The organism is Pseudomonas sp. NPDC088444, from assembly GCF_044900175.1.
Lineage (GTDB): Bacteria > Pseudomonadota > Gammaproteobacteria > Pseudomonadales > Pseudomonadaceae > Aquipseudomonas.
Genome location: NZ_JBJDNK010000004.1, coordinates 20,082 through 43,897 on the forward strand (window position 1 = coordinate 20,082; position 23,816 = coordinate 43,897).

26 protein-coding genes are annotated in these 23,816 nt (G+C 58.2%); 13 read left to right on the forward strand and 13 right to left on the reverse strand.

Going from position 1 to position 23,816, the window contains the following annotated elements:
* Positions 1-8: 8 nt before the first annotated feature.
* Genes mlaD through ACI2KB_RS09155 form a run of 3 tightly spaced genes read right to left on the reverse strand, consistent with a single transcriptional unit; the run spans position 9 to position 2,082 of the window.
* On the reverse strand, positions 9-476 hold the full coding sequence (mlaD, locus tag ACI2KB_RS09145) for an outer membrane lipid asymmetry maintenance protein MlaD (protein WP_404633624.1): 468 nt from the start codon (positions 474-476) through the stop codon (positions 9-11).
* Positions 476-1,273, reverse strand: a complete 798-nt coding sequence (mlaE, locus tag ACI2KB_RS09150; RefSeq protein WP_404633626.1) for a lipid asymmetry maintenance ABC transporter permease subunit MlaE — start codon at positions 1,271-1,273, stop codon at positions 476-478. The genes mlaD and mlaE overlap by 1 nt, the downstream gene beginning before the upstream one ends.
* Positions 1,273-2,082, reverse strand: coding sequence for an ATP-binding cassette domain-containing protein (locus ACI2KB_RS09155; RefSeq protein WP_404633628.1), 810 nt, complete (start codon positions 2,080-2,082; stop codon positions 1,273-1,275). Before ACI2KB_RS09155 ends, mlaE begins: the two co-directional genes overlap by 1 nt.
* Before the next feature lie 312 nt (positions 2,083-2,394).
* On the opposite strand from ACI2KB_RS09155, the gene ACI2KB_RS09160 reads away from it, so the two are divergent.
* The 11 genes from ACI2KB_RS09160 to ACI2KB_RS09210 all read left to right on the forward strand — a co-directional run bounded on the left by ACI2KB_RS09160 (position 2,395) and on the right by ACI2KB_RS09210 (position 11,235).
* A complete protein-coding gene (locus ACI2KB_RS09160; RefSeq protein WP_404633630.1) occupies positions 2,395-3,369 on the forward strand; it encodes a KpsF/GutQ family sugar-phosphate isomerase in 975 nt (324 codons plus the stop codon).
* A gap of 12 nt (positions 3,370-3,381) precedes the next feature.
* Positions 3,382-3,903: a KdsC family phosphatase gene (locus tag ACI2KB_RS09165; protein WP_404634337.1), complete on the forward strand. Its 522-nt coding sequence runs from the start codon at positions 3,382-3,384 to the stop codon at positions 3,901-3,903.
* Between the two features lie 10 nt (positions 3,904-3,913).
* A complete protein-coding gene (lptC, locus tag ACI2KB_RS09170; protein ID WP_404633632.1) occupies positions 3,914-4,486 on the forward strand; it encodes an LPS export ABC transporter periplasmic protein LptC in 573 nt (190 codons plus the stop codon).
* Positions 4,473-5,021: a lipopolysaccharide transport periplasmic protein LptA gene (lptA, locus tag ACI2KB_RS09175; RefSeq protein WP_404633634.1), complete on the forward strand. Its 549-nt coding sequence runs from the start codon at positions 4,473-4,475 to the stop codon at positions 5,019-5,021. Before lptC ends, lptA begins: the two co-directional genes overlap by 14 nt.
* Complete coding sequence (lptB, locus tag ACI2KB_RS09180; RefSeq protein WP_404633636.1) at positions 5,021-5,746, forward strand: LPS export ABC transporter ATP-binding protein; 726 nt, start codon at positions 5,021-5,023, stop codon at positions 5,744-5,746. Before lptA ends, lptB begins: the two co-directional genes overlap by 1 nt.
* Positions 5,747-5,932: 186 nt before the next feature.
* Positions 5,933-7,432, forward strand: coding sequence for an RNA polymerase factor sigma-54 (locus tag ACI2KB_RS09185; protein ID WP_404633638.1), 1,500 nt, complete (start codon positions 5,933-5,935; stop codon positions 7,430-7,432).
* Between the two features lie 77 nt (positions 7,433-7,509).
* The gene (gene hpf, locus ACI2KB_RS09190; RefSeq protein WP_003377554.1) at positions 7,510-7,818 is read left to right on the forward strand and encodes a ribosome hibernation-promoting factor, HPF/YfiA family; all 309 of its coding nucleotides are present in this window, start codon (positions 7,510-7,512) and stop codon (positions 7,816-7,818) included.
* Between the two features lie 12 nt (positions 7,819-7,830).
* A complete protein-coding gene (gene ptsN / locus ACI2KB_RS09195) occupies positions 7,831-8,295 on the forward strand; it encodes a PTS IIA-like nitrogen regulatory protein PtsN (RefSeq protein WP_404633641.1) in 465 nt (154 codons plus the stop codon).
* 2 nt (positions 8,296-8,297) lie between these two features.
* Positions 8,298-9,155: an RNase adapter RapZ gene (rapZ, locus tag ACI2KB_RS09200; RefSeq protein ID WP_404633643.1), complete on the forward strand. Its 858-nt coding sequence runs from the start codon at positions 8,298-8,300 to the stop codon at positions 9,153-9,155.
* A 16-nt stretch (positions 9,156-9,171) separates the two neighbouring features.
* Entirely contained in the window at positions 9,172-9,444 is a 273-nt protein-coding gene (locus ACI2KB_RS09205) for an HPr family phosphocarrier protein (RefSeq protein WP_404633645.1), read from the forward strand.
* Positions 9,445-9,738: 294 nt separating this feature from the next.
* Positions 9,739-11,235, forward strand: a complete 1,497-nt coding sequence (locus ACI2KB_RS09210; RefSeq protein WP_404633647.1) for a diguanylate cyclase — start codon at positions 9,739-9,741, stop codon at positions 11,233-11,235.
* Positions 11,236-11,277: 42 nt separating this feature from the next.
* On the opposite strand, the gene ACI2KB_RS09215 is transcribed toward ACI2KB_RS09210, so the two are convergent.
* A complete protein-coding gene (locus ACI2KB_RS09215) occupies positions 11,278-11,748 on the reverse strand; it encodes a PA2169 family four-helix-bundle protein (protein ID WP_404633649.1) in 471 nt (156 codons plus the stop codon).
* A gap of 231 nt (positions 11,749-11,979) precedes the next feature.
* Here ACI2KB_RS09215 and ACI2KB_RS09220 point away from each other — a divergent pair, with 231 nt between their 5' ends.
* Positions 11,980-12,243, forward strand: a complete 264-nt coding sequence (locus tag ACI2KB_RS09220; protein ID WP_404633651.1) for a DUF3820 family protein — start codon at positions 11,980-11,982, stop codon at positions 12,241-12,243.
* Positions 12,244-12,587: 344 nt separating this feature from the next.
* On the opposite strand, the gene ACI2KB_RS09225 is transcribed toward ACI2KB_RS09220, so the two are convergent.
* From ACI2KB_RS09225 to zwf, 3 genes are read right to left on the reverse strand one after another with little or no spacing between them, the layout of a single operon-like run.
* On the reverse strand, positions 12,588-13,247 hold the full coding sequence (locus ACI2KB_RS09225) for a bifunctional 4-hydroxy-2-oxoglutarate aldolase/2-dehydro-3-deoxy-phosphogluconate aldolase (RefSeq protein WP_404633653.1): 660 nt from the start codon (positions 13,245-13,247) through the stop codon (positions 12,588-12,590).
* 32 nt (positions 13,248-13,279) lie between these two features.
* Positions 13,280-13,999 carry a 6-phosphogluconolactonase gene (gene pgl / locus ACI2KB_RS09230; RefSeq protein WP_404633655.1) on the reverse strand — a complete coding sequence of 240 codons (720 nt, stop codon included), beginning with the start codon at positions 13,997-13,999 and terminating at the stop codon, positions 13,280-13,282.
* The gene (gene zwf, locus ACI2KB_RS09235) at positions 13,986-15,455 is read right to left on the reverse strand and encodes a glucose-6-phosphate dehydrogenase (protein ID WP_404633657.1); all 1,470 of its coding nucleotides are present in this window, start codon (positions 15,453-15,455) and stop codon (positions 13,986-13,988) included. Before zwf ends, pgl begins: the two co-directional genes overlap by 14 nt.
* A gap of 242 nt (positions 15,456-15,697) precedes the next feature.
* On the opposite strand from zwf, the gene ACI2KB_RS09240 reads away from it, so the two are divergent.
* Positions 15,698-16,567 (forward strand): MurR/RpiR family transcriptional regulator, encoded by an 870-nt coding sequence (locus tag ACI2KB_RS09240; RefSeq protein WP_404633659.1) that lies wholly within the window; start codon positions 15,698-15,700, stop codon positions 16,565-16,567.
* Positions 16,568-16,710: 143 nt separating this feature from the next.
* On the opposite strand, the gene ACI2KB_RS09245 is transcribed toward ACI2KB_RS09240, so the two are convergent.
* The 6 genes from ACI2KB_RS09245 to ACI2KB_RS09270 all read right to left on the reverse strand — a co-directional run bounded on the left by ACI2KB_RS09245 (position 16,711) and on the right by ACI2KB_RS09270 (position 23,643).
* Entirely contained in the window at positions 16,711-17,490 is a 780-nt protein-coding gene (locus tag ACI2KB_RS09245) for a D-hexose-6-phosphate mutarotase (protein WP_404633661.1), read from the reverse strand.
* Positions 17,491-17,789: 299 nt separating this feature from the next.
* Positions 17,790-19,145, reverse strand: a complete 1,356-nt coding sequence (locus ACI2KB_RS09250) for a carbohydrate porin (RefSeq protein ID WP_404633663.1) — start codon at positions 19,143-19,145, stop codon at positions 17,790-17,792.
* Positions 19,146-19,293: 148 nt separating this feature from the next.
* Positions 19,294-20,454, reverse strand: coding sequence for an ABC transporter ATP-binding protein (locus ACI2KB_RS09255; protein WP_404633665.1), 1,161 nt, complete (start codon positions 20,452-20,454; stop codon positions 19,294-19,296).
* Positions 20,455-20,456: 2 nt separating this feature from the next.
* On the reverse strand, positions 20,457-21,302 hold the full coding sequence (locus ACI2KB_RS09260; protein ID WP_404633667.1) for a carbohydrate ABC transporter permease: 846 nt from the start codon (positions 21,300-21,302) through the stop codon (positions 20,457-20,459).
* The gene (locus tag ACI2KB_RS09265; protein ID WP_404633669.1) at positions 21,295-22,203 is read right to left on the reverse strand and encodes a carbohydrate ABC transporter permease; all 909 of its coding nucleotides are present in this window, start codon (positions 22,201-22,203) and stop codon (positions 21,295-21,297) included. The genes ACI2KB_RS09260 and ACI2KB_RS09265 overlap by 8 nt, the downstream gene beginning before the upstream one ends.
* A 153-nt stretch (positions 22,204-22,356) precedes the next feature.
* Entirely contained in the window at positions 22,357-23,643 is a 1,287-nt protein-coding gene (locus ACI2KB_RS09270; protein ID WP_404633671.1) for an ABC transporter substrate-binding protein, read from the reverse strand.
* Positions 23,644-23,816: the final 173 nt, after the last annotated feature.

The window sequence follows — 23,816 nt, forward strand, 5'->3', positions numbered from 1 at the left end:
AAAACTCCTCATTTGGCGTCTTTACCCACGGAATTGAGCAGGAATTTGCCGATCAGGTCCTCAAGTACCAACGACGACTGGGTGTCATGAATCGTACCGCCATCCTTCAGCAGCTTGTCGTCCCCACCCACGCTGATGCCGACATATTTCTCGCCCAGCAAGCCTGCGGTGAGGATCGAAGCGGTGGAGTCGGACGGCAGGTTGTTGACCCGCTTGTCGACTTCCATGGTCACACGGCCTGTGAAGGTATCGTGGTCCAGATCGATCGCAGTGACCTTGCCGATGGTCACACCGGCCATGGTCACCTTCGCTCTGACAGTCAAACCGGCGATATTGTCGAAGTTTGCATAAAGTTTATAGCTGTCAGTGGTCGTACTGGCGCTCAGACCACTGACGCGCAGGGCCAGCAGGAGCAAAGCCAGAATACCGGCCAGCAGGAACAGGCCGACACCGGTTTCGAGGGCGCGGTTTTGCATCAGAAGTCTCCAAACATCAAGGCGGTCAAAATAAAGTCCAGGCCCAGTACGGCCAAAGAGGCATAGACCACGGTCTTGGTCGTGGCGCGACTGATCCCCTCTGAGGTGGGTTCGCAGTCATAACCTTGGAATACGGCAATCCAGGTGACCACAAAAGCGAAGACGACGCTTTTGATGACACCGTTAATGACGTCGTTGGGGAAGGAAACGCTGTTCTGCATGTTGGCCCAGAACGAACCTTCGTAGACACCCAGCCAGTCGACGGCCACCCACGAACCACCCCAGATGCCGACCACACTGAAAATGATGGCCAGCACCGGCAGAGAAATGAAACCTGCCCACAGGCGCGGGGCAACAATGTATTTCAGCGGATCGACACCGATCATCTCAAGGCTGGACAACTGCTCGGTGGATTTCATGTTGCCGATTTCCGCAGTCAGCGCCGAGCCGGCACGACCGGCAAACAGCAAGGCTGTCACGACAGGCCCCAGTTCACGCAGCAATGTCAGCGCAACCATCTGGCCGACGGCCTGTTCGGAACCGTATTTGGCGAGGATGCTGAAACCCTGTAGCGCCAGAACCATGCCAATGAAAATCCCGGACACGACGATAATCGCCAGCGACATCACGCCGACCGAATACAGCTGGCGAACCAGCAACTGGAAACCACCACCGATACCGCCTCGCCCGAGCAAGGCATGCACCAGAAAAAGCCCCGAACGCCCCAAAACTGCAACAATGTCGATCGCGGATCGCCCCATCAGGCGAACACGATCCATCAACGACTTTCTGCGCATCAGCGCTTCCCCAAAAGATCTTCGCGAAAATCCGGTGCCGGATAGTGAAAAGGCACGGGGCCGTCTGGATCCCCTGTCATGAACTGCCGAATGCGTGGGTTATCCGACTGCATCAGTTCCTGCGGCGTGCCCTGCCCCAGTACCTGACCGTCGCCGACGACGTAGAGATAGTCGGCAATGCTGGCGGTCTCGGCCAGATCATGAGACACCACGACGCTGGTGATACCCAGCGCATCGTTGAGCAAACGGATCAGACGCACCAAAACCCCCATGGCGATCGGGTCCTGCCCCACGAAAGGCTCGTCGTACATCAAAATCTGCGGGTCCAGCGCGATGGCTCGCGCCAGTGCGACGCGACGCTTCATCCCGCCAGACAGCTCGTCCGGCATCAACTCGACAGCGCCACGCAGCCCCACGGCCTGCAACTTGAGCAGGACGATGTCGCGAATCATGTCTTCAGGCAACTGGGTATGCACACGCAGCGGAAATGCCACGTTTTCGAAAACATCCAGATCGGTGAACAGCGCACCGCTCTGAAACAGGACACCCATCTGCTTGCGTGCATCGAACAAATCGCTGCGCGACAGCTGTGGCAGGTTCTGGCCATTGACCCAGACCTCGCCGCTGCTCGGGCGCAGCTGTGCACCCATCAGTCGCAGCAGAGTGGTTTTCCCACTGCCCGACGGCCCCATGATGCCGGTGACTTTGCCCCGGGGTATGCGGATGTCTACATTATTGAAGATGCTGCGCGTACCGCGCTTGAAGGACACACCCTTCAGCTCGACCGCGTAGGCGTTATCGGCGCTCATCTAAACTCCTTGCGATGCAGCCTGCCTCTCAGATGCCGCGTCCTTTTCGAACGACACACTGTCTGGAGGGGCCGAACAAGCGGCGAACTATAACACCGCTGTCGCACGCCGCCCAAGGGCCAAACAGGTCAGTTGTATCTTCAGAGAAATATTTCGAGGCAGCAGGAAATTTCCTGCACACGTTGCGGCTGTTACTGCACAGAAGCTGAAGGAACTGCCGTTTCTATAAACAAACAACTGCGATGATGCGTGAGGCTTTTCAACATTGCCGCTATAATCGCCGCCTTTTCACCCGACCGACCCTCTTCAGACATGACCAACGCTCGCGACCTGATTCAATCCGCACAGTGCACCATCCGCCTTGAGATCGAAGCGGTTGAAGGCCTGCTCGCGCACATCGACGCAGACTTCGTCAGTGCCTGCGAGATGATTCTCGCCAGCAAGGGGCGTGTCGTCGTCGTCGGCATGGGCAAATCCGGCCATATAGGCAAGAAAATCGCTGCCACCCTGGCCAGCACCGGCACCCCCGCTTTCTTTGTGCATCCTGCCGAAGCCAGCCACGGCGACATGGGCATGATTACCGGCGACGACATCATTCTCGCCCTGTCCAACTCAGGCACAACCGCTGAAATCGTCACCCTGCTGCCTTTGATCAAGCGTCTGGGCATCAAGCTCATCAGCCTTACCGGCAATCCCGAATCAGCGCTGGCCAAGGCCGCCAACGTCAACCTCAACGCGCGCGTAGAAAAAGAAGCCTGCCCGTTGAATCTGGCACCGACCTCATCGACCACAGCAGCATTGGTCATGGGTGACGCCCTGGCCGTTGCACTGCTCGATGCCCGCGGGTTCACCGCCGAAGATTTCGCATTCTCCCATCCGGGCGGCGCACTGGGCCGTCGGCTGCTGCTGAAGGTCGAGCACGTCATGCACACCGGCGACGAACTGCCGAAGGTCGCCCGCGGCACCCCACTGCGCGACTCGCTGATGGAAATGACCCGAAAGGGCCTGGGCATGACCGCTATTCTTGAAGCAGATGGCCGACTGGCCGGAATCTTTACCGACGGCGACCTGCGCCGCACGTTGGATCGCGACATCGACATTCGCCAGGCCTCCATCGACGACGTGATGACCGCGCACGGAAAAACCGTACGCCCGGAGATGCTGGCCGCCGAGGCTTTGAAAATCATGGAAGACAACAAGATTGGCGCACTGATCGTGGTCGACCAGAACGACCACCCTATTGGCGCCTTCAACCTCGGTGACCTTCTTCGCGCAGGAGTCATGTAAGTGAGTGGCGATATGAACGAACTGATGCAACGCGGCAAACAGATCAAACTGGCGGTCTTTGACGTTGATGGCGTTCTGACCGATGGCCGTCTGTACTTTCTCGAAGATGGTAGCGAGTTCAAGACGTTCAATACGCTGGACGGTCAAGGCATCAAGATGCTGATCAATTCGGGCGTGACTACCGCTATCATCAGTGGTCGCAAGACGCCTGTCGTCGAGCGCCGTGCCAAAAATCTGGGCATCGCGCACCTGTACCAGGGGCGCGAAGACAAGCTGGTCGTACTCGACGAATTGCTCAAGCAATTGAACCTGGGCTACGAGCAGGTCGCCTATCTGGGCGACGATCTGCCGGATCTGCCGGTGATTCGCCGGGTGGGCCTGGGCATGGCTGTCGCCAACGCGGCGGGGTTCGTGCGCGAACACGCCCACGGCGTCACCCAGGCACGTGGTGGCGAAGGTGCAGCCCGAGAGTTTTGCGAGTTGATCCTGAACGCTCAGGGCAATCTCGAAGCGGCCCATGCCGCCTACTTATAGAAGTGCATTTATGCTGAGCAAACGAATTCGTACATTTCTGATCTTCGGTGTACTCGCCGCACTGCTTGCAGCGGCCGGGTACTGGAACATCAGCCCGGAAAGCTTCATGGATCAGCCCAAGGCGGCCGTGGACGAGAGCGCAATCGATTACTATGCGACGAACGCCCACAGCATCCAGTACCTTGAAGACGGCTCGGTGCAATACGACCTGACGTCCGACAAGGTCGAACACTTGAAGGCCACCGACGTGACCCTGATGACGACACCCGTTCTGGTGATGTATCGCGGCACCGAATTCCCGTGGCACGTCAAGAGCGTGCGTGCGGAAGTGTCGCCGGGAGGCGATCATGTCGAGCTGATCGACGATGTCCGCATCAATCGCACCGACGAAAAGAACCGCACCACGATCATCACCAGCACCCGCATGACTGTCTTCCCTCAGAAGCAATATGCGGAAACCGCGCAACCCGTTAGAATCGACGGCTTTAACGGCGTGAGCACCGGTACGGGTATGAAGGCCTATCTAAAAGAAAGCAGGATTCACCTGCTATCGAACGCAAGAGGACAGTATGAGGCTCCTTAAAACCCTCCCTATTTTGCTCGGCTTGGGCGCAGCACTGGGAAGCGTGAGCGCCTGGGCTCTGCCGAACGATCAGGATCAGCCTATCCGTGTTCAGGCCGACGATGCTCAGCTGGATGACAAACAAGGCATCGCCACCTACACCGGTAACGTGATCATTACCCAGGGTTCGATGAAGGTGACCGGCAACAAGGTGACCATGACCCGTACCCCGGCCGGTGATATCGACGTTGTGACCTCGGTAGGCAATCTGGCCTATTTCGAGCAGCTGCAAACCGCTGGCGACCCGAAACCCGTTCAGGGCTGGGGCGTGACGATCCAGTACCATGCGCCGCAAAACCGCATTGTGCTGATCGACAAGGCCAAGGTTGTCGACAAGGACAACAACACCACGCAGGGTGAGAAGATCGTCTATGACACGGTCCGTAAACTCGCCAGTGCTGGCCGCGCCACCGGCAGCAAGGTCACCGAAGCTCGCCCTCGCGTCGACATGGTGATCCAGCCGAAAAAGAAAACCGACCAGCAGAAGGCCCAGTAATGGCAACGCTGAAAGCCCAACACCTGGCCAAGGCATATAAGGCTCGCCAGGTCGTACGTGACGTCAGCCTGTCCATCGACAGCGGTCAGATCGTCGGTCTACTAGGCCCCAACGGCGCAGGCAAGACGACGTGCTTCTACATGATCGTCGGCCTGGTGCAGGCCGATCAGGGGCGCGTGCTGATCGACGATCAGGATGTCAGCCACCAGCCCATGCATGGCCGCGCCCGTGCCGGTATCGGTTATCTGCCGCAAGAAGCTTCGATCTTCCGCAAGCTGTCGGTGTCGGACAACATCATGGCCATCCTTGAAACCCGCAAGGACCTCGATCGCGCCGGACGTCGCAAGGAGCTGGAAAGCCTGCTTCAGGAATTCCACATCACGCACATTCGCGACAACCTGGGCATGAGCCTTTCGGGTGGTGAGCGTCGCCGTGTGGAAATCGCTCGCGCCCTGGCCACCTCGCCCAAATTCATTCTGCTGGACGAACCGTTCGCCGGTGTCGACCCCATCTCCGTGGGCGACATCAAGCAGATCATCTACCATCTCAAGGCAAAGGGCATCGGCGTTCTGATCACCGACCACAACGTCCGCGAGACCCTCGACATCTGCGAAACCGCTTACATCGTCAACGATGGGCAACTGATCGCAGAAGGCGATGCTGAAACCATCCTCGCCAACCAGTTGGTGAAGGAAGTGTACCTCGGCCACGAGTTCCGCCTCTAAGCGGGCGATGGCGAGTGGTTGACGACGGAACGCGGCATGCGGCTCATCGCCAACCTCGCATTAATTGCCATCACACCCTAGGCAAACACTCCGGTTTCAGGCATATAATTTGCTTAAGTTGGCGCCACGGCGCCCTAGTAGTGGATGGCGCGAGTGCGCCGGCGAATAAGGTGTTAAGCCCCTGCCATGAAACCTTCGCTAGTCTTGAGAATGGGCCAGCAGCTGACGATGACACCGCAGCTGCAACAGGCCATCCGCTTACTCCAACTGTCGACGCTGGATCTCCAACAGGAAATCCAGGAGGCACTGGAGTCCAACCCCATGCTGGAACGCCAGGAAGAAGGCGACGATTTCGATAACGCCGACCCGATGGCCGACAACATCGAAACAAAACCTGCTGCTGACGTTCAGGAACCGACTTACCAGGAATCCACGCCCACCGTCGACAACCTCGAAGACGGCGAATGGAGCGACAGCGAGCGCATCCCCAACGAGCTGCCCGTCGACACCGCCTGGGAAGACATCTACCAGACCAGTGCCAGCAGCCTGCCCAGCAACGACGACGATGAATGGGATTTCACCACCCGCACGTCCGCTGGCGAGAGCCTGCAAAGCCACCTGCTGTGGCAATTGAATCTGGCGCCGATGTCTGACACGGATCGCCTGATTGCCGTGACGCTGATCGACTGCATCAACAACCAGGGCTACTTGGACGAATCCCTCGAAGAACTGCTGGATGCGTTCGATCCCGAACTCGACATCGAGCTGGATGAAATCGAAGCGGTCCTTCACCGCATTCAGCAATTCGAACCGGCTGGCGTCGGCGCCCGCACACTGAGCGAGTGTCTGCTGCTGCAACTGCGTCAGCTTCCGGCGAAAACCAAATGGCTCGCCGAAGCCCAGCGTCTGGTCAGCGACTACATCGATTTGCTCGGTAGCCGCGACTACGCGCAACTGATGCGCCGCATGAAGATCAAGGAAGACGACCTGCGCCAGGTCATCGAACTGGTCCAGAGTCTCAACCCGCGCCCCGGCTCGCAGATCGAATCCACTGAAGCCGAATACGTCGTCCCGGATGTCATCGTGCGCAAGGACAACGAACGCTGGCTGGTCGAGCTCAACCAGGAAGCGGTGCCACGACTGCGTGTGAATCCGCAGTACGCCGGTTTCGTGCGCCGTGCCGATACCAGCGCCGACAACACCTTCATGCGCAATCAGTTGCAAGAGGCGCGTTGGTTCATCAAGAGCCTGCAAAGCCGCAACGAGACGCTGATGAAGGTCGCCACCCAGATCGTCGAGCACCAGCGAGGCTTTCTTGAATACGGCGACGAGGCGATGAAACCGCTGGTTCTGCATGACATCGCCGAAGCGGTGGGCATGCACGAATCGACGATTTCCCGCGTGACCACGCAAAAATTCATGCATACGCCCCGTGGCATTTACGAACTGAAGTATTTCTTTTCCAGCCACGTCAGCACCTCCGAAGGCGGCGAATGCTCGTCCACGGCGATCCGCGCGATCATCAAAAAACTGGTTGCTGCGGAAAATCAGAAAAAGCCGTTGAGCGACAGCAAGATCGCTGGTTTACTGGAGGCACAAGGCATTCAAGTGGCCCGCCGCACGGTCGCCAAGTACCGCGAATCCCTGGGGATAGCGCCTTCGAGCGAACGCAAGCGGCTGATGTAGAGGTCACAGGCCACAGCGTTCCAGTGGCAGGCCCCAAGGTCTGCCTCTTAATGCACTGGCAACGAAGGAGAAGCTGTATGCAAGTCAACATCAGTGGACACCAACTGGAAGTCACCAAGCCCCTGCGCGAATACGTCGAGCTGAAGCTGAAAAAGCTCGAAGGGCACTTTGACAAGATTACGAATGTGCAAGTGACGATGGCCGTCGAGAAACTCAAACAGAAGATCGAGGCCACTCTGCATATCCACGGTGGAGAGGTGGTTGCCAATGCGGAGCATGACGACATGTATGCGGCAATCGACCTGCTCACTGACAAGCTCGACAGACAATTGCTCAAGCATAAGGAAAAGCAGCAAAGCATCCTCAAAGGTGCGGCAGCTCGCTGATACTCCCCATCCATGATTCGACTTGAAAATATCCTGACCCCTGGCCGTTCCCTCGTGAACGTGCCAGGTGGCAGCAAAAAAGCCGTACTCGAACAGATCGCCAGAATGATCGGGCAACAGGTGCCTGAATTCGACTGGGAAACTGTCTACGAAAGCCTCATTGCCCGTGAAAAACTGGGATCTACCGGTTTCGGCAATGGCATCGCGATTCCTCATTGCCGACTCAAGGGTTGTACTGCCCCAGTGAGCGCGGTATTGCACCTTGAACGCCCTGTCGATTTCGACGCGATTGACGGCGCCCCGGTGGACCTGTTGTTTGTGCTGCTGGTGCCCGAAGCCGCTACCGATGCTCATCTTGAGCTGCTGCGCCAAATCGCCAGCATGCTTGATCGTGCGGATGTCCGCGCCAGCCTGCGCGCGGCGAAAAGCAGTGATGAGCTCTACAACGTCGTGCTTCACGTCCAGAACGGCCACTGATCATGCGCATGATCATCGTCAGCGGTCGCTCCGGCTCCGGCAAGAGCACGGCCCTCGATGTTCTCGAAGACAGCGGTTTTTACTGCGTCGACAACCTGCCGGCGGGCCTGCTGCCCGAACTCGCCGAGCGCGCTCTGATCAACACCGAACTGGCCGAGCCGCTGCTGGCGGTTTCGATCGACGCACGCAATCTGCCCAGTCATCTGACTCGCTTTCCGCGCATGCTCGAAGAGGTGCGCGCCCGGCATATCCGCTGTGATGTGCTGTTCCTGGACGCCGAAGAGTCCACATTGCTCAAACGCTTCTCGGAAACCCGTCGCCGCCACCCGCTGAGCACCGCCACACGCTCGCTGGCGGAAGCGATTCGTGACGAAAAGACGTTGTTGGGGCCGATCATCGATCTGGCCGACCTGACCATCGACACGACCCACCTGAATCTGTACCAGTTGCGTGACACGCTCAAACTGCGGCTGCTGAACAAGCCAGAACCCGGCACCGCTTTCCTGATCGAGTCGTTCGGGTTCAAGCGCGGCATGCCGGTGGACGCAGATCTGGTGTTTGATGTGCGCTGCCTGCCGAATCCTTACTGGAAGCCGGAGCTGCGCGAGCAATCCGGGCTGGATCAACCCGTCGCCGAATACCTGGCGGCGCAACCGGATGTCGAAGAGATGTTTCAGGACATCTCTTCCTACCTGATCAAGTGGTTGCCGCGCTTCGCCGCCAGCAACCGCGCTTACGTCACCATTGCCATTGGCTGCACTGGCGGGCATCACCGCTCCGTCTATCTGACCGAACGTCTGGGTCAGGTCCTGCAGCAATCGCTCAAGAATGTTCAGGTCCGCCACCGCGACCTCAGCTGAAAGGACCCCTTACGCGATGCCCGCTCACCAGATCACCATCATCAACAAGCTGGGCTTGCACGCCCGCGCGGCCGCCAAGTTCGTCGGCGTTGCCGGTAAATACCCGTGCCAGATCCGCGTCGGTCGCTCTCCCGACAGCATGGTCGACGGCAAAAGCATCATGGCCGTCATGATGCTCGCCGCCGGAAAAGGCACCGAAATCCACCTGCTGACCGAAGGCGACGACGAACATGCGGCACTGGAAGGTCTGATCGAGCTGATCAACAACAAGTTTGACGAGGGCGAGTAATCGCCCCGCTTACCAATGCATTCCTTTGAAGTCCTCGGCGCTCGTCAGTTCGAAAAATTCTGGGTTTTTGATCTGCCCGTCGGGGAAGGTCGCAACAATCTCCAGATCCCCCCGCCCTCACCCAACCCTCGGAATCATCCGACTTGATCATTCTCGGCGATGGATCTTTAATTCACCGCTTTGAAACACCTCATTGCTCATCATCCACTCTCAATCGTTCATCAGCCTGAGTGGCGACTGAGGTCCATACTCAAGCGTGACGGGTTTTCGGGTGTACCTTCACAGAGTTGATCGATGACACTGTCCGCAGCGTTGGCGCTTCACGGGGCTTGGTCCCGCTCGGAAAAAATGTTGATGACCGGCAGCGTACTGGCGGTGTTGGCGATTGTGCTGATCGTCACGTCACTGCTTGCTCGCGAGTACGGCAACGCTACCGATACTGCGGTGCGTTCGGCGAACAACGTGGTGCAGTTGATCGACGCCGACGTGCAACGCAGCGCAGACCTCTACGACACATCGCTTCAGGGCATGATCGCCACCTGGCGGCAGCCGGAGGTGATGTCGATTTCCGCACAGTTACGTCAGCAGGTGCTGTTCGACCGCTCAACCGCTGCCCCTTACAAAGGCGATCTGGTGGTGCTGGACGAAACCGGCACCATCGTTGCCGATTCAGTTTCAGCCATCCCTCGCGAAGACAACTTCTCCGACCGCGCCAGTTTCGCCTGGCACCGGGATAACCCTTCTCTGGCCTTGCAGGTTGCTGGCCCTTTCAAGTCGCGCTGGGGGTTCAAGGATTGGTGTATCAGCTTCAGCCGCCGGATCCCCTCGCCTGACGGAAGGTTCGTCGGCGTGGTAGCCGCATCGATGCGTCTGGCGTATTTCAACCGCCTGTTTCGCGGACTGGACGTCGGCCAGCACGGCACCATCAATCTGATCAACGCCGACGGCATAATGCTCGCCAGGGAACCGGAGGAAACCGAGCGTACCTTCATCGGGCAGGATTTCAGTCAGCGACCCAATTTCCAGCGCATTCTCAAGGAGGTCAACGGCAGCTTCACCGCCGTCTCGGAACTGGATGGCGAACGCAGGCTCTACACATTCTCGCGGGTGGGCGACCTACCCCTGATCGTGGTGGTCGCACAGTCGCGGGACGAGGTGTACGCGGTCTGGAAGCGCAATGCGCTGCTGGTAGCGAGCGCAACCGGCCTGTTGTGCCTGGGCATCCTGTGGCTGTCCTACCTGCTGGGCCAACAATTGAAGTTACGGCACCGGGCGGAACGGGAGCTGGCCGAACTGGCGGCAACGGATGGCCTGACAGGACTTGCCAACCGTCGTCGGCTGGACATGGTCCTGCGGCAAGAATGGGCGCGCAGCATGCGTTCAGGCACCCCGCTCTCGCTGCTGATGATCGATGTGGATCACTTCAAGGCGTTCAACGACCGACACGGCCATCACGGCGGCGACGTCGCGCTGCGCAATGTGGCCAAAACCCTGGCCGCCAACATCCGTCGCCCGGGCGATCTCGCGGCTCGCTATGGCGGAGAAGAGTTCATGGTCGTATTGCCGGAAACCGATCTGCGAGGCGCCTATGCACTGGCAGAAAAGATCAGAATCGCCATAGAGTCCCTGCCGCCCTATGCCAGCGAAACTCATCCCGTCACAGTTAGCATTGGTGTCGCCTCACAGCGGCCACGATCAGGAGACAAGCAACCGCAACTGCTGGCCGATGCCGACACAGCGTTGTACCAAGCCAAACGAAACGGTCGTAACAGGGTCGAACCGCGCCCATAAAAAAACGCCAGTCAGGCTGGCGTTTTTCGATCACTCTGGCGATTAGCTCGCTCTGCGAACAGAGTCGCGCAGCGCCTTCACTTTGTCGTGGTTGGCTTGCACACCTGCCAATTGACGCTGAATAAGGCTGACCACATTGGTTGGAAATGCTTTTTCCACAGCCTTTTGCTGAGCCTCTTTATAGGCTTTCAGTGCATGGTCTTCACCACGTTCCACTTCATTAAGCACGGCTTCATCGCTTTTGCCAGTGACTGCCGATTTCAGCTCGACCCACAGACGGTGCACAGTACCTGCAGCGCTGGAGGAATTTTCTGGATCGCCACCGAGCGCACGAACTTCGGCTTGAAGCTCACGCACGGCCGACGCGCATTCCGAAGCGCGAGAAAGGAAGTAGGCTTTAATCTCTGGGTTTTTCAGGTCTTCGGCGCTGGTGTGAAAACCTTTTTCGCCATCCTTACTGGTTTCGATCAGATCATTCAGGACCGAAATCGCTTCTTTGTTGATGTCTGTCATTTTGCAGTTCCTTTCTGGCAGGTTAATCGAAGGGTTGATGTGTCCACACTCGATAACACTGTTATTGCAGCGTGCGTGCCAGATAATCTGATAAATATTTCTACCCTATTTTCAATGACTTACAACATTCAACATTATGTTCAACCTCGCGTTCTGCATGATGAGTGCATTGGCGGACTTGCAGAATGCACGTATCGTCCAAGTTCATTGAAAACGATAAACGGAGTCGGCATGAATCCCGAAAAACTCAAACTGCTGGTGACCCGGGAAATGCCCTACGGCAAATACAAAGGTCGCCTCCTGGCGGACCTGCCCGGTGACTATTTGAACTGGTTCGCCCGCAAAGGATTTCCTGCCGGGGAACTGGGCAGCTTGCTGGCCTTGATGCACGAGATCGACCACAACGGGCTGTCCGCCCTCCTCGATCCTTTGCGCACACGCCCTCGCGAGCCGTTACGCGAAAGCCCGCTGAAGACACCGATCCGCTTCACCTGAACGCGTTGATCTGCGCCCACCAAAAATCGGGCAAAAAAAAGCGGCAACCGCAGACGAATACGGTGCCGCCAAAGAGCTTCATGGAAAAACAACTACAAAGGAGTGCTAAAGATACGAAAGCGCTTGAGGTCGAGTGCGGTACATATTTATAGCGTCTGTTTTTTCTGAAAATCAGGCAAAAAAAACGGCGCTCCTGACCAAAGGAACACCGTTAAACAGCCATGCAACAACGACTCCTGTAGCAGCGCCCCAGCGCTCGAACGCATTCAATGCTCTCGATTAGAACAGCTCACGCATGAACGGGAGCTGTCGAAGATCAATCAACGGGGCGCCTGACGCCTGCGTCAGCCGAACAGCGCAACCGCTTCGGCCGTCGCCTCAGTGATGCGCCCCCAGTCACCGTTCTTGACCCAGGCGTTGTCGATCATCCATGTGCCGCCGACGCACATCACGTTCGGCAACGCCATGTAGTTTTTCAGGTTGGCCGCGCTGACGCCGCCAGTCGGGCAGAAGCGGACTTCCGGGAACGGACCGCCCAAAGCCTTGAGCGCACCAACACCGCCGCTGATTTCAGCCGGGAACAGCTTGAAGCGACGATAGCCCAGCGCGTAACCGATCATGATTTCCGACGCACTGGCAACGCCCGGCAGCAGCGGCAATTCGCTCTGCGCACCGGCTTCCAGCAGGTCTTGCGTGCTGCCAGGCGTGACTATGAACTGCGAACCGGCCTCTTCAGATGCCTTCAGCATGTGTCGATCCAGCACAGTGCCCGCGCCAACGCACAGCTCAGGACGAGCGTCGCGCAGCATGCGAATGGCCTTGAGGCCGAATTCGGAACGTAGGGTAATTTCCAGCGCGGTCAGGCCGCCTGCTGCCAGCGCATCGGCCAGCGGCAGCACGTCCTGTTCACGCGCAATGGTGATGACCGGCAGAATCTTCGCTTTCGCGCAGAGTTCATCGATCTGGGCAACTTTGCTCGCCATGCTGTTCAACGGTTGTGTCATTTGGGTTTTCTCCATGGCGGCTGATCCATCGCTTATGGGCACCAGTAAATCTCTAGAGACGAATTGAGGAACGCGCGAACCGGCATTTCGGCAAGATCATCGCCTGCCAGCGCGGTGCGCAGTGTTTCCAGTTTTGCCTGCCCGGAAACGGACAGGATTGGCGTCGTTGCCGACGCCAACAGGGAGCGCGTCATGGTTAGACGCTGATGGGGGATGCTCGGGGCCAGCATCGGCAGACAGCGTTTGTTGCTGTTCAGATCCAGCGCCTCGGCGAGGTTAGGGCTGCCCGGGAACAGCGACGCGGTATGACCGTCATCGCCCATGCCCAGAATCAGCACGTCAATTTTCGGCAATTCTTTCAGCGCTTCATCCGTAGCCGCTGCCGCTTCGTCCAAGGTCGTCGTCGGGCGATACAGGCTGAAGAAACCTGCTTCGGCCGCCGGTCCTTGAAACAGAAAGCGCTTGAGCAGACCGGCATTGCTGTCGGCGTGCTCGGTCGGTACCCAGCGCTCGTCGGCGAGCGTGATAACCACTTTCGACCACTGGATCGGCTTTTGCGCCAATGCCTGGAAGAACGCCACCGGACTCTTGCCACCTGACACCGCCAAGGTCGCGATGCCATGCGGATTGCTGGAAATGGCCGCCGTCAGACGCTCGGCCACGTGATCGGCCAGCGCGCTGGCCAGTTGTTCGGGGTTATCGAATTCGTTGGCTTTCAGGCCAGCCGGAAATTGAAGTTCACATATCGCCATACCAGGACCTCCCGTCACGAGTAATGAGCGCAATGGAACTCATCGGCCCCCAAGAGCCTGCCGCATAAGGCTTGGGCGCATCGCCCGCCTTCTTCCAGCCTGCGATCAACTGGTCGCACCATTGCCACGCATACTCGATCTCATCTTTGCGGACAAACAGGTTCTGATTGCCGCGCATGACCTCCAACAGCAACCGCTCATAGGCGTCCGGGACTCGGGCGCTGTGGTATGCGTCGGAGAAGCTCAGTTGCAAAGGATTGCTGCGCAATTGCATGCCTTTGTCCAGCCCCTGATCCTTGGTCATCACTTGCAGCGAGATACCCTCATCAGGCTGCAGGCGGATGATCAGGCGGTTGCTGATCTGCATTCGCTGTTCCGGGGCGAAGATGTAGTGCGGCGGTTCCTTGAAGTGAATCACGATCTGCGACAGCTTTTGCGGCATGCGCTTGCCGGTACGCAGATAGAACGGAACCCCGGCCCAACGCCAGTTACGGATGTCGGCACGAATGGCAACGAACGTTTCGGTGTCGCTCGCGGTGTTGGAGTTTTCCTCTTCCAGATAACCGGGTACCGGTTTGCCTTCGCTGTAACCGGCGATGTATTGCCCACGCACCACTTGGGTCGCCAGGCGCTCCGGGGTGAACGGTGCCAGTGCCTTGAGCACTTTTACCTTTTCATCGCGGATGCTGTCGGCGGACAGGTCGCTCGGCGGGTCCATCGCAATCAGACACAGTAGTTGCAACAGGTGGTTCTGGATCATGTCGCGCAACTGACCAGCCTGATCGAAGTAACCCCAACGGCCCTCGATCCCTACTTTCTCCGCCACAGTAATCTCGACGTGGGAAATGTAGTTCTGGTTCCATTGGGTTTCGAACAGGCTGTTGGCGAAACGCAGCGCGATGAGGTTTTGTACGGTGTCTTTGCCCAGATAGTGGTCGATGCGATAAACGCGATTCTCGGGTAGGAATTTGGCCACCGCATCGTTGACCCGACGGGACGATGCGAGATCATGGCCGATCGGTTTTTCCAGCACGGCCCGGGTGCGATCGGTCAGGCCGACCAACGCCAGATTCTCGCAAATCGCTCCGTATACCGAAGCGGGCGTTGCGAAGTAAGCGATCATGGTTTGCGCATCGCCGACTTTCTCGGCCAGCGCGGCGTAGTCTTCGCCCTTCAAAAAATCCACGTGCAGGTAGCTCAGGCGCGCCTGAAAACGCTCCACATGTTCACGCTCAAGCTGCGATTCGGGGACGAAACGGCGCAGGCTCTTGTCGATATACGCCAGATGCTCTTCAGGCGTGCCCGCCTCACGGGCCAGAGCGAAAATTCGGGTCTCGGCATGCAGCAGTCCAGCACGGTCCAGCTGGTACAACGCAGGGAACAGCTTGCGCACTGCCAGGTCGCCCAAGGCGCCGAACAAGGCGAAAGTGCACGGTTCAACCGTAATCGAGAGCATAATGTTGGTTCTTTTATCAAGTTAAGCTACAAATACCTTTTTTAAAGGCGTTACTCAAGGCCAAATGTAGTAATAACCACAACATTTATCCAAAAAGCACATTAGAGTGGTGATCACTACAGGCCCCCAGTACGATAGGCCACCTTTGCTACAGGCTAAAGGCCCTGTTGAGCACCTTTTGCAAACCATTTGCACATTGCCTCACAGATCAGCCTGTTACAGCGTCACAAGAAGGACTTTGAATGGAACGGGTACGCAATCTTCTGGAGCAGATCCAGAGCCGTCTTGAAGAACTGAACAAGGCCGAGCGCAAGGTCGCCGAGGTCATTCTGAGCAACCCTCAGCAAGCCACGCGCTTCAGCATCGCGGCGCTCGCCCAGGCGGCCAAGGTCAGTGAGCCAACTGTCAACCGCTTCTGCCGCTCTTTCGATGTCAGCGGCTATCCCGAGCTGAAACTGCAACTGGCGCAAAGCCTGGCCAGTGGTGCGGCTTATGTCAGTCGGGCGGTGGAAGCCGACGACAATCCCGAAGCCTACACCCGCAAGATTTTCGCCAGCGCCATTGCATCCCTCGACAGTGTTTGCCAGGTGCTCGATCCAAATCTGATCAGCAAGGCCGTCGACCTGTTGATTCAGGCCCGGCAGATCCACTTCTTTGGCCTCGGTGCTTCGGCCCCTGTCGCGCTGGATGCGCAGCATAAATTCTTCCGCTTCAATCTGGCGGTGACCGCCCACGCTGACGTGCTGATGCAACGCATGCTGGCGTCGGTGGCCCACACGGGCGAGTTGTTCGTGATCATTTCCTACACCGGCCGCACCCGCGAGCTGGTGGAAGTGGCACGCATCGCGCGGGAGAACGGCGCATCGGTGCTCGGCCTGACCGCCGCCCATTCGCCGCTGGCCAAAGCCAGTTCGCTGAGCCTGAACATTCCGCTGCCGGAAGACACCGACATTTATATGCCGATGACGTCACGCATCATCCAACTGACGGTGCTCGATGTATTGGCCACCGGCATGACCCTGCGCCGAGGCGTGGATTTCCAGCCGCATCTGCGCAAAATCAAGGAAAGCCTCAATGCCAGCCGGTATCCGGTGGATGACGGGTTGGATTGAATAGCGTTTCCGGACAGAGCGCAGAACCCGTGGGAGCGAATTCATTCTGGGCGGCATTCCGACGAGGCGGTGTCAGTCAATATTTTCTGACCCGACGCATTCGCCACCCTAGAATCTCCCACAGGATTCCCCCCAACCACAGATCAACCCGCCAAACTCGCTTGCAGGCTCAACCGGACTTGCTGACCGGGCGCCAGGCTCAGGCAATCATCAGCACCTGAAGCCGCTTCGACTCGCACAAAACCCGCAGCCTCATGACCTGTGACACCCAGCAGCGGTCGACTGCCGGGATGCCACACAGCGGTGCTGGCACTGTCGCGGGTGTCGATGTTCAAACGGCGCTGCCAGTTATCGTCATGAAGCTCCAGCCCCCCTTCCAGACCTTCCAACGCGATGTCGGCGATGTCGCTGATTCGCCAGTACGCATGCAGGGCGTGGCCGAATTGACAGGGCTCGCTGTCCTCATGCCGGGTTTCCAGACGCAAGTCCATGCCGTGCCCAAGCTCCGCATAAAGATCAGCCTGCCAATCCCACAGACTCAGGCGCCAGTGCAACGACACGCCTTCGTCATGCTCATGGCTGTCGATCAGCTTCCAGTCGAGCAGCCGCCCCCAACCATTGGCAGGCCAGCCGCCCTCTTCCGGGTGACGGCCCACCCAAGGCCAGCACACCGGTACGCCACCGCGAATCGCACCGACTTGCGGCCAATGTGAGGAGCACCACAACCAAGGTTTCTGACCGGCTGGCTGGAAATGCACGAGCTGCGCACCTTGGCGACTGAAAACCGCTTGGCATTGCGGATGAGTGATCACCAAGACGTCGCGCTGCTGATGGCGCTCCCATTGGAAGGTGGGTTGCGGTCTTACGCTGGTGAAGAAGCGTTGCAGAGGATGTTCAAGCGAACCGGCTTCTTTGCTGGACATTGTTTCCCACTACGAATCCCCCCTTGTAGGCCTTCGCTTGCTCGCGATGGCGGCGTATCAACCTGCATGTAGTCGGCTGACCCACTGCAATGACGAGCAAGCTCACTCTTACAGGTTCGGCGAAAATCCCAGAAATGGCGTTGTTTGACCGTACAAAAAATGCTCCTGGAAACGGAGCTATCATCCATAAAAAAACGGGCAGCCAAGCTGCCCGCAAAGCACACACGACCCTTGATCGTTTGTGAAGCACATCAGAGAGCGCCACGCGGAGGAGCGGGTCCGCGCGGCGATGAAGCGATTTAGAACTTGGACTGAATCTTCAGACCCGCAACCAGCGCGTTGTCCGCGTCGGTCACACCACCTGGGCTCTTCACGTATTGCAGGTTCGGACGCACGGTCAGCCAGTCGGTCACGTGGAAGCCGTAGTAGATTTCCGAGTTGTACTCGCTGGTCTGCACCGGCTGGAACAGAGGATTGTCGTAATCGCTCACGCCGTTGAAGGCATTGAGTTCACGCTGAGCGTCACGGACGTCGTCGTTCACGTGAATGCGCGCGATGCCAATACCGATGTCATCCTTCGGACGCGCATCGAACGGGCCTTTGTACACAAAGCCGATCTGCTGATAGTTGTCGACGAAGTTGGTCGCCTTGTCATGCACCGTGGCGTTGGCAAAAATGCTCAAGCCGCGGGAAGCGTCGCCGTTGTGAGTGGTCAGTTGTTGCTGCGCTACGATCCACCAGCCGTGCTTGTCTTTGTGGGACTTGAAGTCACCGCCAAAGATACGCTGGTTCTGGCCATCGACGTTTTCAGCAACGTCATCAGCGCTTGGCGAGCTGAGGTAGTAACCGACGCGGTACTCGCCTGGCAAGGAGTTCACGTTAGGCGACCAAACCAGTTCGACCGGGACCACGGTGCCTTTCGCGCCGCTGCCGCTGAGTTTGAAGCTGTTGCCGGTTTCCAGATAGGACGGGTTCTGCTCGTACACACCGATCTGGGCGAAGACTTCCGGCGTGATGTTGTACTTCACGCGCAAGGCCCACTGGCTGACTGGCCAGTTGTACCAGGTGTTCACGTAGTTACCCACTTGCGAGCCGCAGAACGACAGGTTCTGGAAGTCGCACGGGAAGCTGTTGAAGTCCTCGCCTTCACCGAAGCGACCGACCTTGATATCCAGCGCGCCGTCGAAATACTTCTGCTTGACCCACATCTGCGTCAGACGCCAGGTCTGACCACGGCCCCAGACTTCTTGCGAGGAGCTGAGGGTGCCCGCGCGCGGATCGCTGATACGGTCGTTGGAAATGTTGTTTCCGCTACGCTCGGTGATCGCCAGCTTGAATTCCGCATCATGCCAACCGAGGATTTTCTGCAGGTCCATCTGCACGCCGAATGCGAACTGGTCGCTGTAACGGCCTGTCGTGTCGTGGTTGTAGCCGCCAGCCAGGTTGGAGCCTGCCTCGCCCACGTACTCGATCGGGAAATCGTAGCCTTTGTCGTACAGTTCCTGGCGCAGACCGCCCCAGTCACCGGTCAGGTGTTCACTCGCTTTGAACGGTTCCATCGCAGAGGCCGTTCCGGACAGCGACAAAGCGCCCAAGACCGACAAGCCACCGATAAGCTGAAACTGGTTAAGCGATTTGCCTTTTACCTTCTTCATCCCTTAAATCCTCGTTTTATTGTTATTAGCTTTGAACAGCGTTGTAACCACTTGCCTCGTGTGCCTGACAGGGCGCTTTTTACGGCAGAAAGTGCCCTGCCAGTGTGCTCGTTGACGCAGTGCTCCTGCGTGTGAAGTCAGTTGCGGCTCAGTTTCGGTTGAGCCGCGTAACGTTACTCATGCCCTCATTCGGTTTTGCCTTTCCCAGCACGCCCAGACGCTCCCCGGTGGCAGCATCGAACAACAACACCTTGGACGGATCGAATTGCAGGGTCAGGGTCTCACCCACGGCAGGTGCGACATCCGGTGCCAGACGGCAGCACACCTTGCTCTCGTTGAGGGTGACGAAAACCAGCGTATCGGGACCGGTCGGTTCGGTGACTTGCACCTCGGCGCGAATGGTCGGCAGACCCGCACCTTCACCGGACGCTAACATGATCTGCTCAGGGCGAAGGCCCAGAATCACCTCACGGTCTTCAAGGCCGGCGTCGCTCATGCTCATCGGCAATTCACAGCGCGCCTGACCGCTGTCCAGCAAGGCCACCAGACGACCATCCTTGCGTTGCAGGCGCAGCGGAATGAAGTTCATCGGCGGTGAACCAATGAAGCTGGCGACGAACTGGTTGGCCGGGTCGTTGTAGATTTCTTTGGGGGTGCCGAACTGTTGAATGATGCCGTCCTTCATGACCGCCACTTTGTCCCCCAGGGTCATCGCTTCGATCTGGTCATGGGTCACGTAGACCGTGGTGGTTTTCAGGCGCTGGTGCATCAGTTTCATTTCGGTGCGCATTTCGACCCGCAGCTTGGCGTCGAGGTTGGACAACGGTTCGTCGAACAGATAAATCTTCGGCCGACGGGCCAACGCACGGCCCATGGCCACACGCTGTTGCTGACCACCGGAAAGCTGGCCCGGTTTGCGATTGAGCAGGTGCTCGATCTGCAGGAGCTTGGCGACCCGCGCCACTTCCGCGTCGATGTCCGACTGATTCATCTTGCGAATCTTCAGACCGAATTCGATGTTCTCGCGCACGCTCATGGTCGGGTACAGCGCGTAGGACTGAAACACCATGGCGATGTCACGGTCCTTCGGGCTCATGCCACTGACGTCCTGATCGCCGATCATGATCGCGCCACCGGTGATGTTTTCCAGACCGGCGATGCAGTTCATCAGGGTCGACTTACCGCAGCCGGAAGGGCCCACCAGAATCAGGAATTCGCCATCCTTGATCGACAGTTCGATGTTCTTCAGGGTGTCTGGCAGACCGGCCCCGTAAGTCTTGTTTACATTGCGAAGTTCGAGCGTTGCCATGATTACCCCTTGACTGCGCCGGCCGTCAGCCCGCGCACGAAATACTTGCCTGCCAGCACATAGACCAGCAGCGTCGGCAGCCCGGCGATCATCGCCGCTGCCATGTCCACGTTGTATTCCTTGACCCCGGTGCTGGTGTTGACCAGGTTGTTCAGCGCTACGGTAATGGGCTGCGAATCACCGCTGGAAAACACCACGCCGAACAGGAAGTCGTTCCAGATCTGAGTGAACTGCCAGATCAGGCAGACCATGATGATCGGGGTCGACATCGGCAGAATGATCCGACGAAAAATCGTGAAAAATCCGGCGCCATCCAGACGCGCGGCTTTCACCAGCGCATCCGGGATGCTCACGTAGTAGTTACGGAAAAACAGCGTGGTAAAGGCCAAGCCGTAAACCACATGGACGAACACCAAACCCGTGGTCGTGCTGGCCAGGCCCATCTTGCCGAGCGTGAACGACGCGGGCAGCAGCACGGTCTGGAACGGCAGGAAGCAACCGAACAACAACAGACCGAAGAACATCTGCGAACCGCGGAAGCGCCACATTGACAGCACGTAGCCGTTCAACGCACCGATGGCGGTAGAGATCAGCACCGCCGGAACGGTGATCATGATCGAGTTCCAGAAGTAGCCCTTGACCGTCGCCCAGGCCTTGACCCAGCCAATGGCGGTGACTTCGGCAGGCCAGCTCAGCAGGTTGCCGGTGCCGATGTCTTCCGGGGTTTTGAAACTGGTCAGCAGCATGACCACCAGCGGGATCAGGTAGATCAGCACGGCACCGATCAGCACCGCGTAGATCGCGATGCGGCTCAGGCTCAGTGAAGGTTTGTCGGCCAGACTAGTCATTGCGCTTGGTCCTCAGCTCGGAATACAGGTAGGGCACGAGGATCGCGAGAATCGCACCGAGCATCAGAATCGCACTGGCCGAGCCCATGCCCATCTGGCCACGGCTGAAGGTGAACGAGTACATGAACATCGCAGGCAAGTCAGACGAATAACCCGGACCACCGGCGGTCATCGCGGCCACAAGGTCGAAGCTCTTGATCGCGATGTGCGCCAGGATCATCACCGAGCTGAAGAACACCGGACGCAGGCTCGGCAGCACCACTTTCCAGTAGATCTTCGGCATGCTCGCGCCGTCGATTTGCGCAGCACGGATGATCGATTGATCGACGCCCCGCAGACCCGCCAGAAACATCGCCATGATGAAGCCTGAGGCCTGCCACACAGCGGCGATGACCAGGCAGTAGACGACGCGATCCGGGTCGATCAGCCAGTCCAGACGCAAGCCTTCCCAGCCCCAGTCACGCAGCAGCTTGTCCAGGCCCATGCCAGGGTTGAGCAGCCATTTCCAGGCCGTACCGGTGACGATCATCGAGAGCGCCATCGGGTACAGGTAAATCGTGCGGATGAACCCTTCGCGGCGAATGCGCTGGTCGAGGAACACCGCCAGCAGCACGCCGACCACCAGACTGATGCCGATGAACATGCCACCGAAAACGGCCAGGTTCTTGCTCGCAACCCACCAGCGGTCGTTGTCGAACAACCGGGCGTACTGCGCCAGCCCTACGAACTTGTAGGACGGCAGGAATGTGGAATTGGTGAACGACAGAACGAACGTCCACAGGATGTAGCCGTAGAAGCCCACCAGAACGATGAACATGCTGGGCGCCAGCACCAGTTTGGGTAGCCAGCGCTGCAGTGCATCGAACGGCGAGGCTTTGCTGAACACAGCAACAGAACTCATGGTGAAATCCAGTACAGAAAAATGAAATGCGAAGTCAGTTTCTGTAGGAGCGCGCTTGGTCTGGGCCGCACCCGGACGATTGCGGTGTGTCATTAAACGATCAGGGCCTGATCTGACGCATCGCGGGCAAGCGCGCTCCTACAAAGCTGTGGCTTATTTAGCCGCCTTGATCGCAGCACCCAACTTCTTCGCCGCATCAGCCGGATCGGCTTTCGGGTCGTTGATGTAGTTGGTCACGACGTCAAAGAACGCACCTTGAACCGCCAGCGTGGTGGCCATGTTGTGCGCCATGCTCGGTTGCAGGCCGCCGTTCTTGGCGTCCGCCAGGAAGTCCTTGGCGGCGGTCTGGGCGCAGGAGTCAAAGCCGTACTTGTTCATGTCGGCCAGCATGTCGTTGCGCACCGGGATCGAACCCTTGTTGATGCTGAAGACCTTCTGGAAGTTTTCACCCAATACGACCTTGGCGATGTCCTGTTGACCGGCAGCAGTGCCTTTGTCTTTCTGCTTGAACACAGCGAGGGAGTCGATGTTGTAGGTGAACGCCTTGTCAGTACCTGGGAAAGCTACGCACTCGTAGTCCTTGCCGGCGATCTTCTTGGCCGCGGTCCATTCGGACTTGGCCCAGTCACCCATGATCTGCATGCCGGCCTTGCCGTTGATGACCTTGGCGGCTTCCAGGTTCCAGTCCTGACCTTTGCCGTCCGGGTCCATGTAGGTCGCGACTTTCTTCAGCTCGGTGAGTGCCTTGACCATGTCAGGGCCGGTCAACGCGCCGTTGTCCAGATCGACCAGGGCCTTCTTGTAACCATCAGCGCCCATGACGGAGAGCACGACGGCTTCAAATACGGTGCTGTCCTGCCAAGGCTGGCCACCGTGGGCCAGCGGGATGAAACCGGCTTTCTTCAGCTTGTCGCCTGCAGCGTAGAATTCTTCGAGGGTGGTAGGCGCTTTATCGATACCGGCTTTCTTGAAGACTTCCGGGTTGATCCACAGCCAGTTCACGCGGTGAATGTTCACCGGCACGGCCACGTAATCGCCGTCGTACTTCACGGTATCGGAGACTTTCTTGTCGAGGACGCTGTCCCACTTTTCTTCTTTGGCCGTGTCTTTCAAGACATCGGTGTCGAGCAGGCCGGTGGATGCCCACTCCTGAATGTCCGGGCCTTTGATCTGGGCGACGCCTGGCGGGTTACCGGCCACGGCGCGGCTCTTCAGAACGGTCATGGCGGTAGAACCACCACCACCGGCGACGGCGCCGTCCTTCCAGGTGAAACCGTCTTTTTCGACTTGGGCTTTAAGCACATCGACAGCCGCTTTTTCACCGCCAGAGGTCCACCAGTGGACAACTTCGACGGTGCCTTTGGAATCAGCGGCCATGGCGCTCAGAGGGAACAACGAGGCGAGAGAAATGAGTGCTGCGAGACGGGAGATCGAATTCATCTATTTGACCTTTATTGTTGTTATGCATGAGCAAGTCGTAGTGCTTGCGCTGCATGGATTCTAAACAACGGGCTAGAGCGGACGGTAACGAAGGGATGCGCGAGTGTCACAGGATGGTGACATTCGCTGTATTCCGTTGTAGAAGCGCGCTTGCCCGCGACCGCGGTGGGTCG

Bases quoted from the DNA above. Each gene is read 5' to 3' on its own strand.
- lptB (WP_404633636.1), top strand. From the start codon at position 5,021: ATGGCAACGCTGAAAGCCCAACACCTGGCCAAGGCATATAAGGCTCGC.
- ACI2KB_RS09220 (WP_404633651.1), top strand. From the start codon at position 11,980: ATGAATCCCGAAAAACTCAAACTGCTGGTGACCCGGGAAATGCCCTAC.
- pgl (WP_404633655.1), bottom strand. From the start codon at position 13,999: ATGGCGATATGTGAACTTCAATTTCCGGCTGGCCTGAAAGCCAACGAA.
- ACI2KB_RS09155 (WP_404633628.1), bottom strand. From the start codon at position 2,082: ATGAGCGCCGATAACGCCTACGCGGTCGAGCTGAAGGGTGTGTCCTTC.
- ACI2KB_RS09205 (WP_404633645.1), top strand. From the start codon at position 9,172: ATGCCCGCTCACCAGATCACCATCATCAACAAGCTGGGCTTGCACGCC.
- zwf (WP_404633657.1), bottom strand. From the start codon at position 15,455: ATGCTCTCGATTACGGTTGAACCGTGCACTTTCGCCTTGTTCGGCGCC.
- ACI2KB_RS09255 (WP_404633665.1), bottom strand. From the start codon at position 20,454: ATGGCAACGCTCGAACTTCGCAATGTAAACAAGACTTACGGGGCCGGT.
- hpf (WP_003377554.1), top strand. From the start codon at position 7,510: ATGCAAGTCAACATCAGTGGACACCAACTGGAAGTCACCAAGCCCCTG.
- ACI2KB_RS09250 (WP_404633663.1), bottom strand. From the start codon at position 19,145: ATGAAGAAGGTAAAAGGCAAATCGCTTAACCAGTTTCAGCTTATCGGT.
- ACI2KB_RS09185 (WP_404633638.1), top strand. From the start codon at position 5,933: ATGAAACCTTCGCTAGTCTTGAGAATGGGCCAGCAGCTGACGATGACA.
- ACI2KB_RS09260 (WP_404633667.1), bottom strand. From the start codon at position 21,302: ATGACTAGTCTGGCCGACAAACCTTCACTGAGCCTGAGCCGCATCGCG.
- ptsN (WP_404633641.1), top strand. From the start codon at position 7,831: ATGATTCGACTTGAAAATATCCTGACCCCTGGCCGTTCCCTCGTGAAC.
- ACI2KB_RS09165 (WP_404634337.1), top strand. From the start codon at position 3,382: ATGAACGAACTGATGCAACGCGGCAAACAGATCAAACTGGCGGTCTTT.
- rapZ (WP_404633643.1), top strand. From the start codon at position 8,298: ATGCGCATGATCATCGTCAGCGGTCGCTCCGGCTCCGGCAAGAGCACG.
- lptA (WP_404633634.1), top strand. From the start codon at position 4,473: ATGAGGCTCCTTAAAACCCTCCCTATTTTGCTCGGCTTGGGCGCAGCA.
- ACI2KB_RS09265 (WP_404633669.1), bottom strand. From the start codon at position 22,203: ATGAGTTCTGTTGCTGTGTTCAGCAAAGCCTCGCCGTTCGATGCACTG.
- ACI2KB_RS09245 (WP_404633661.1), bottom strand. From the start codon at position 17,490: ATGTCCAGCAAAGAAGCCGGTTCGCTTGAACATCCTCTGCAACGCTTC.
- ACI2KB_RS09225 (WP_404633653.1), bottom strand. From the start codon at position 13,247: ATGACACAACCGTTGAACAGCATGGCGAGCAAAGTTGCCCAGATCGAT.
- mlaD (WP_404633624.1), bottom strand. From the start codon at position 476: ATGCAAAACCGCGCCCTCGAAACCGGTGTCGGCCTGTTCCTGCTGGCC.
- ACI2KB_RS09270 (WP_404633671.1), bottom strand. From the start codon at position 23,643: ATGAATTCGATCTCCCGTCTCGCAGCACTCATTTCTCTCGCCTCGTTG.
- ACI2KB_RS09210 (WP_404633647.1), top strand. From the start codon at position 9,739: ATGACACTGTCCGCAGCGTTGGCGCTTCACGGGGCTTGGTCCCGCTCG.
- ACI2KB_RS09240 (WP_404633659.1), top strand. From the start codon at position 15,698: ATGGAACGGGTACGCAATCTTCTGGAGCAGATCCAGAGCCGTCTTGAA.
- ACI2KB_RS09215 (WP_404633649.1), bottom strand. From the start codon at position 11,748: ATGACAGACATCAACAAAGAAGCGATTTCGGTCCTGAATGATCTGATC.
- mlaE (WP_404633626.1), bottom strand. From the start codon at position 1,273: ATGCGCAGAAAGTCGTTGATGGATCGTGTTCGCCTGATGGGGCGATCC.
- lptC (WP_404633632.1), top strand. From the start codon at position 3,914: ATGCTGAGCAAACGAATTCGTACATTTCTGATCTTCGGTGTACTCGCC.
- ACI2KB_RS09160 (WP_404633630.1), top strand. From the start codon at position 2,395: ATGACCAACGCTCGCGACCTGATTCAATCCGCACAGTGCACCATCCGC.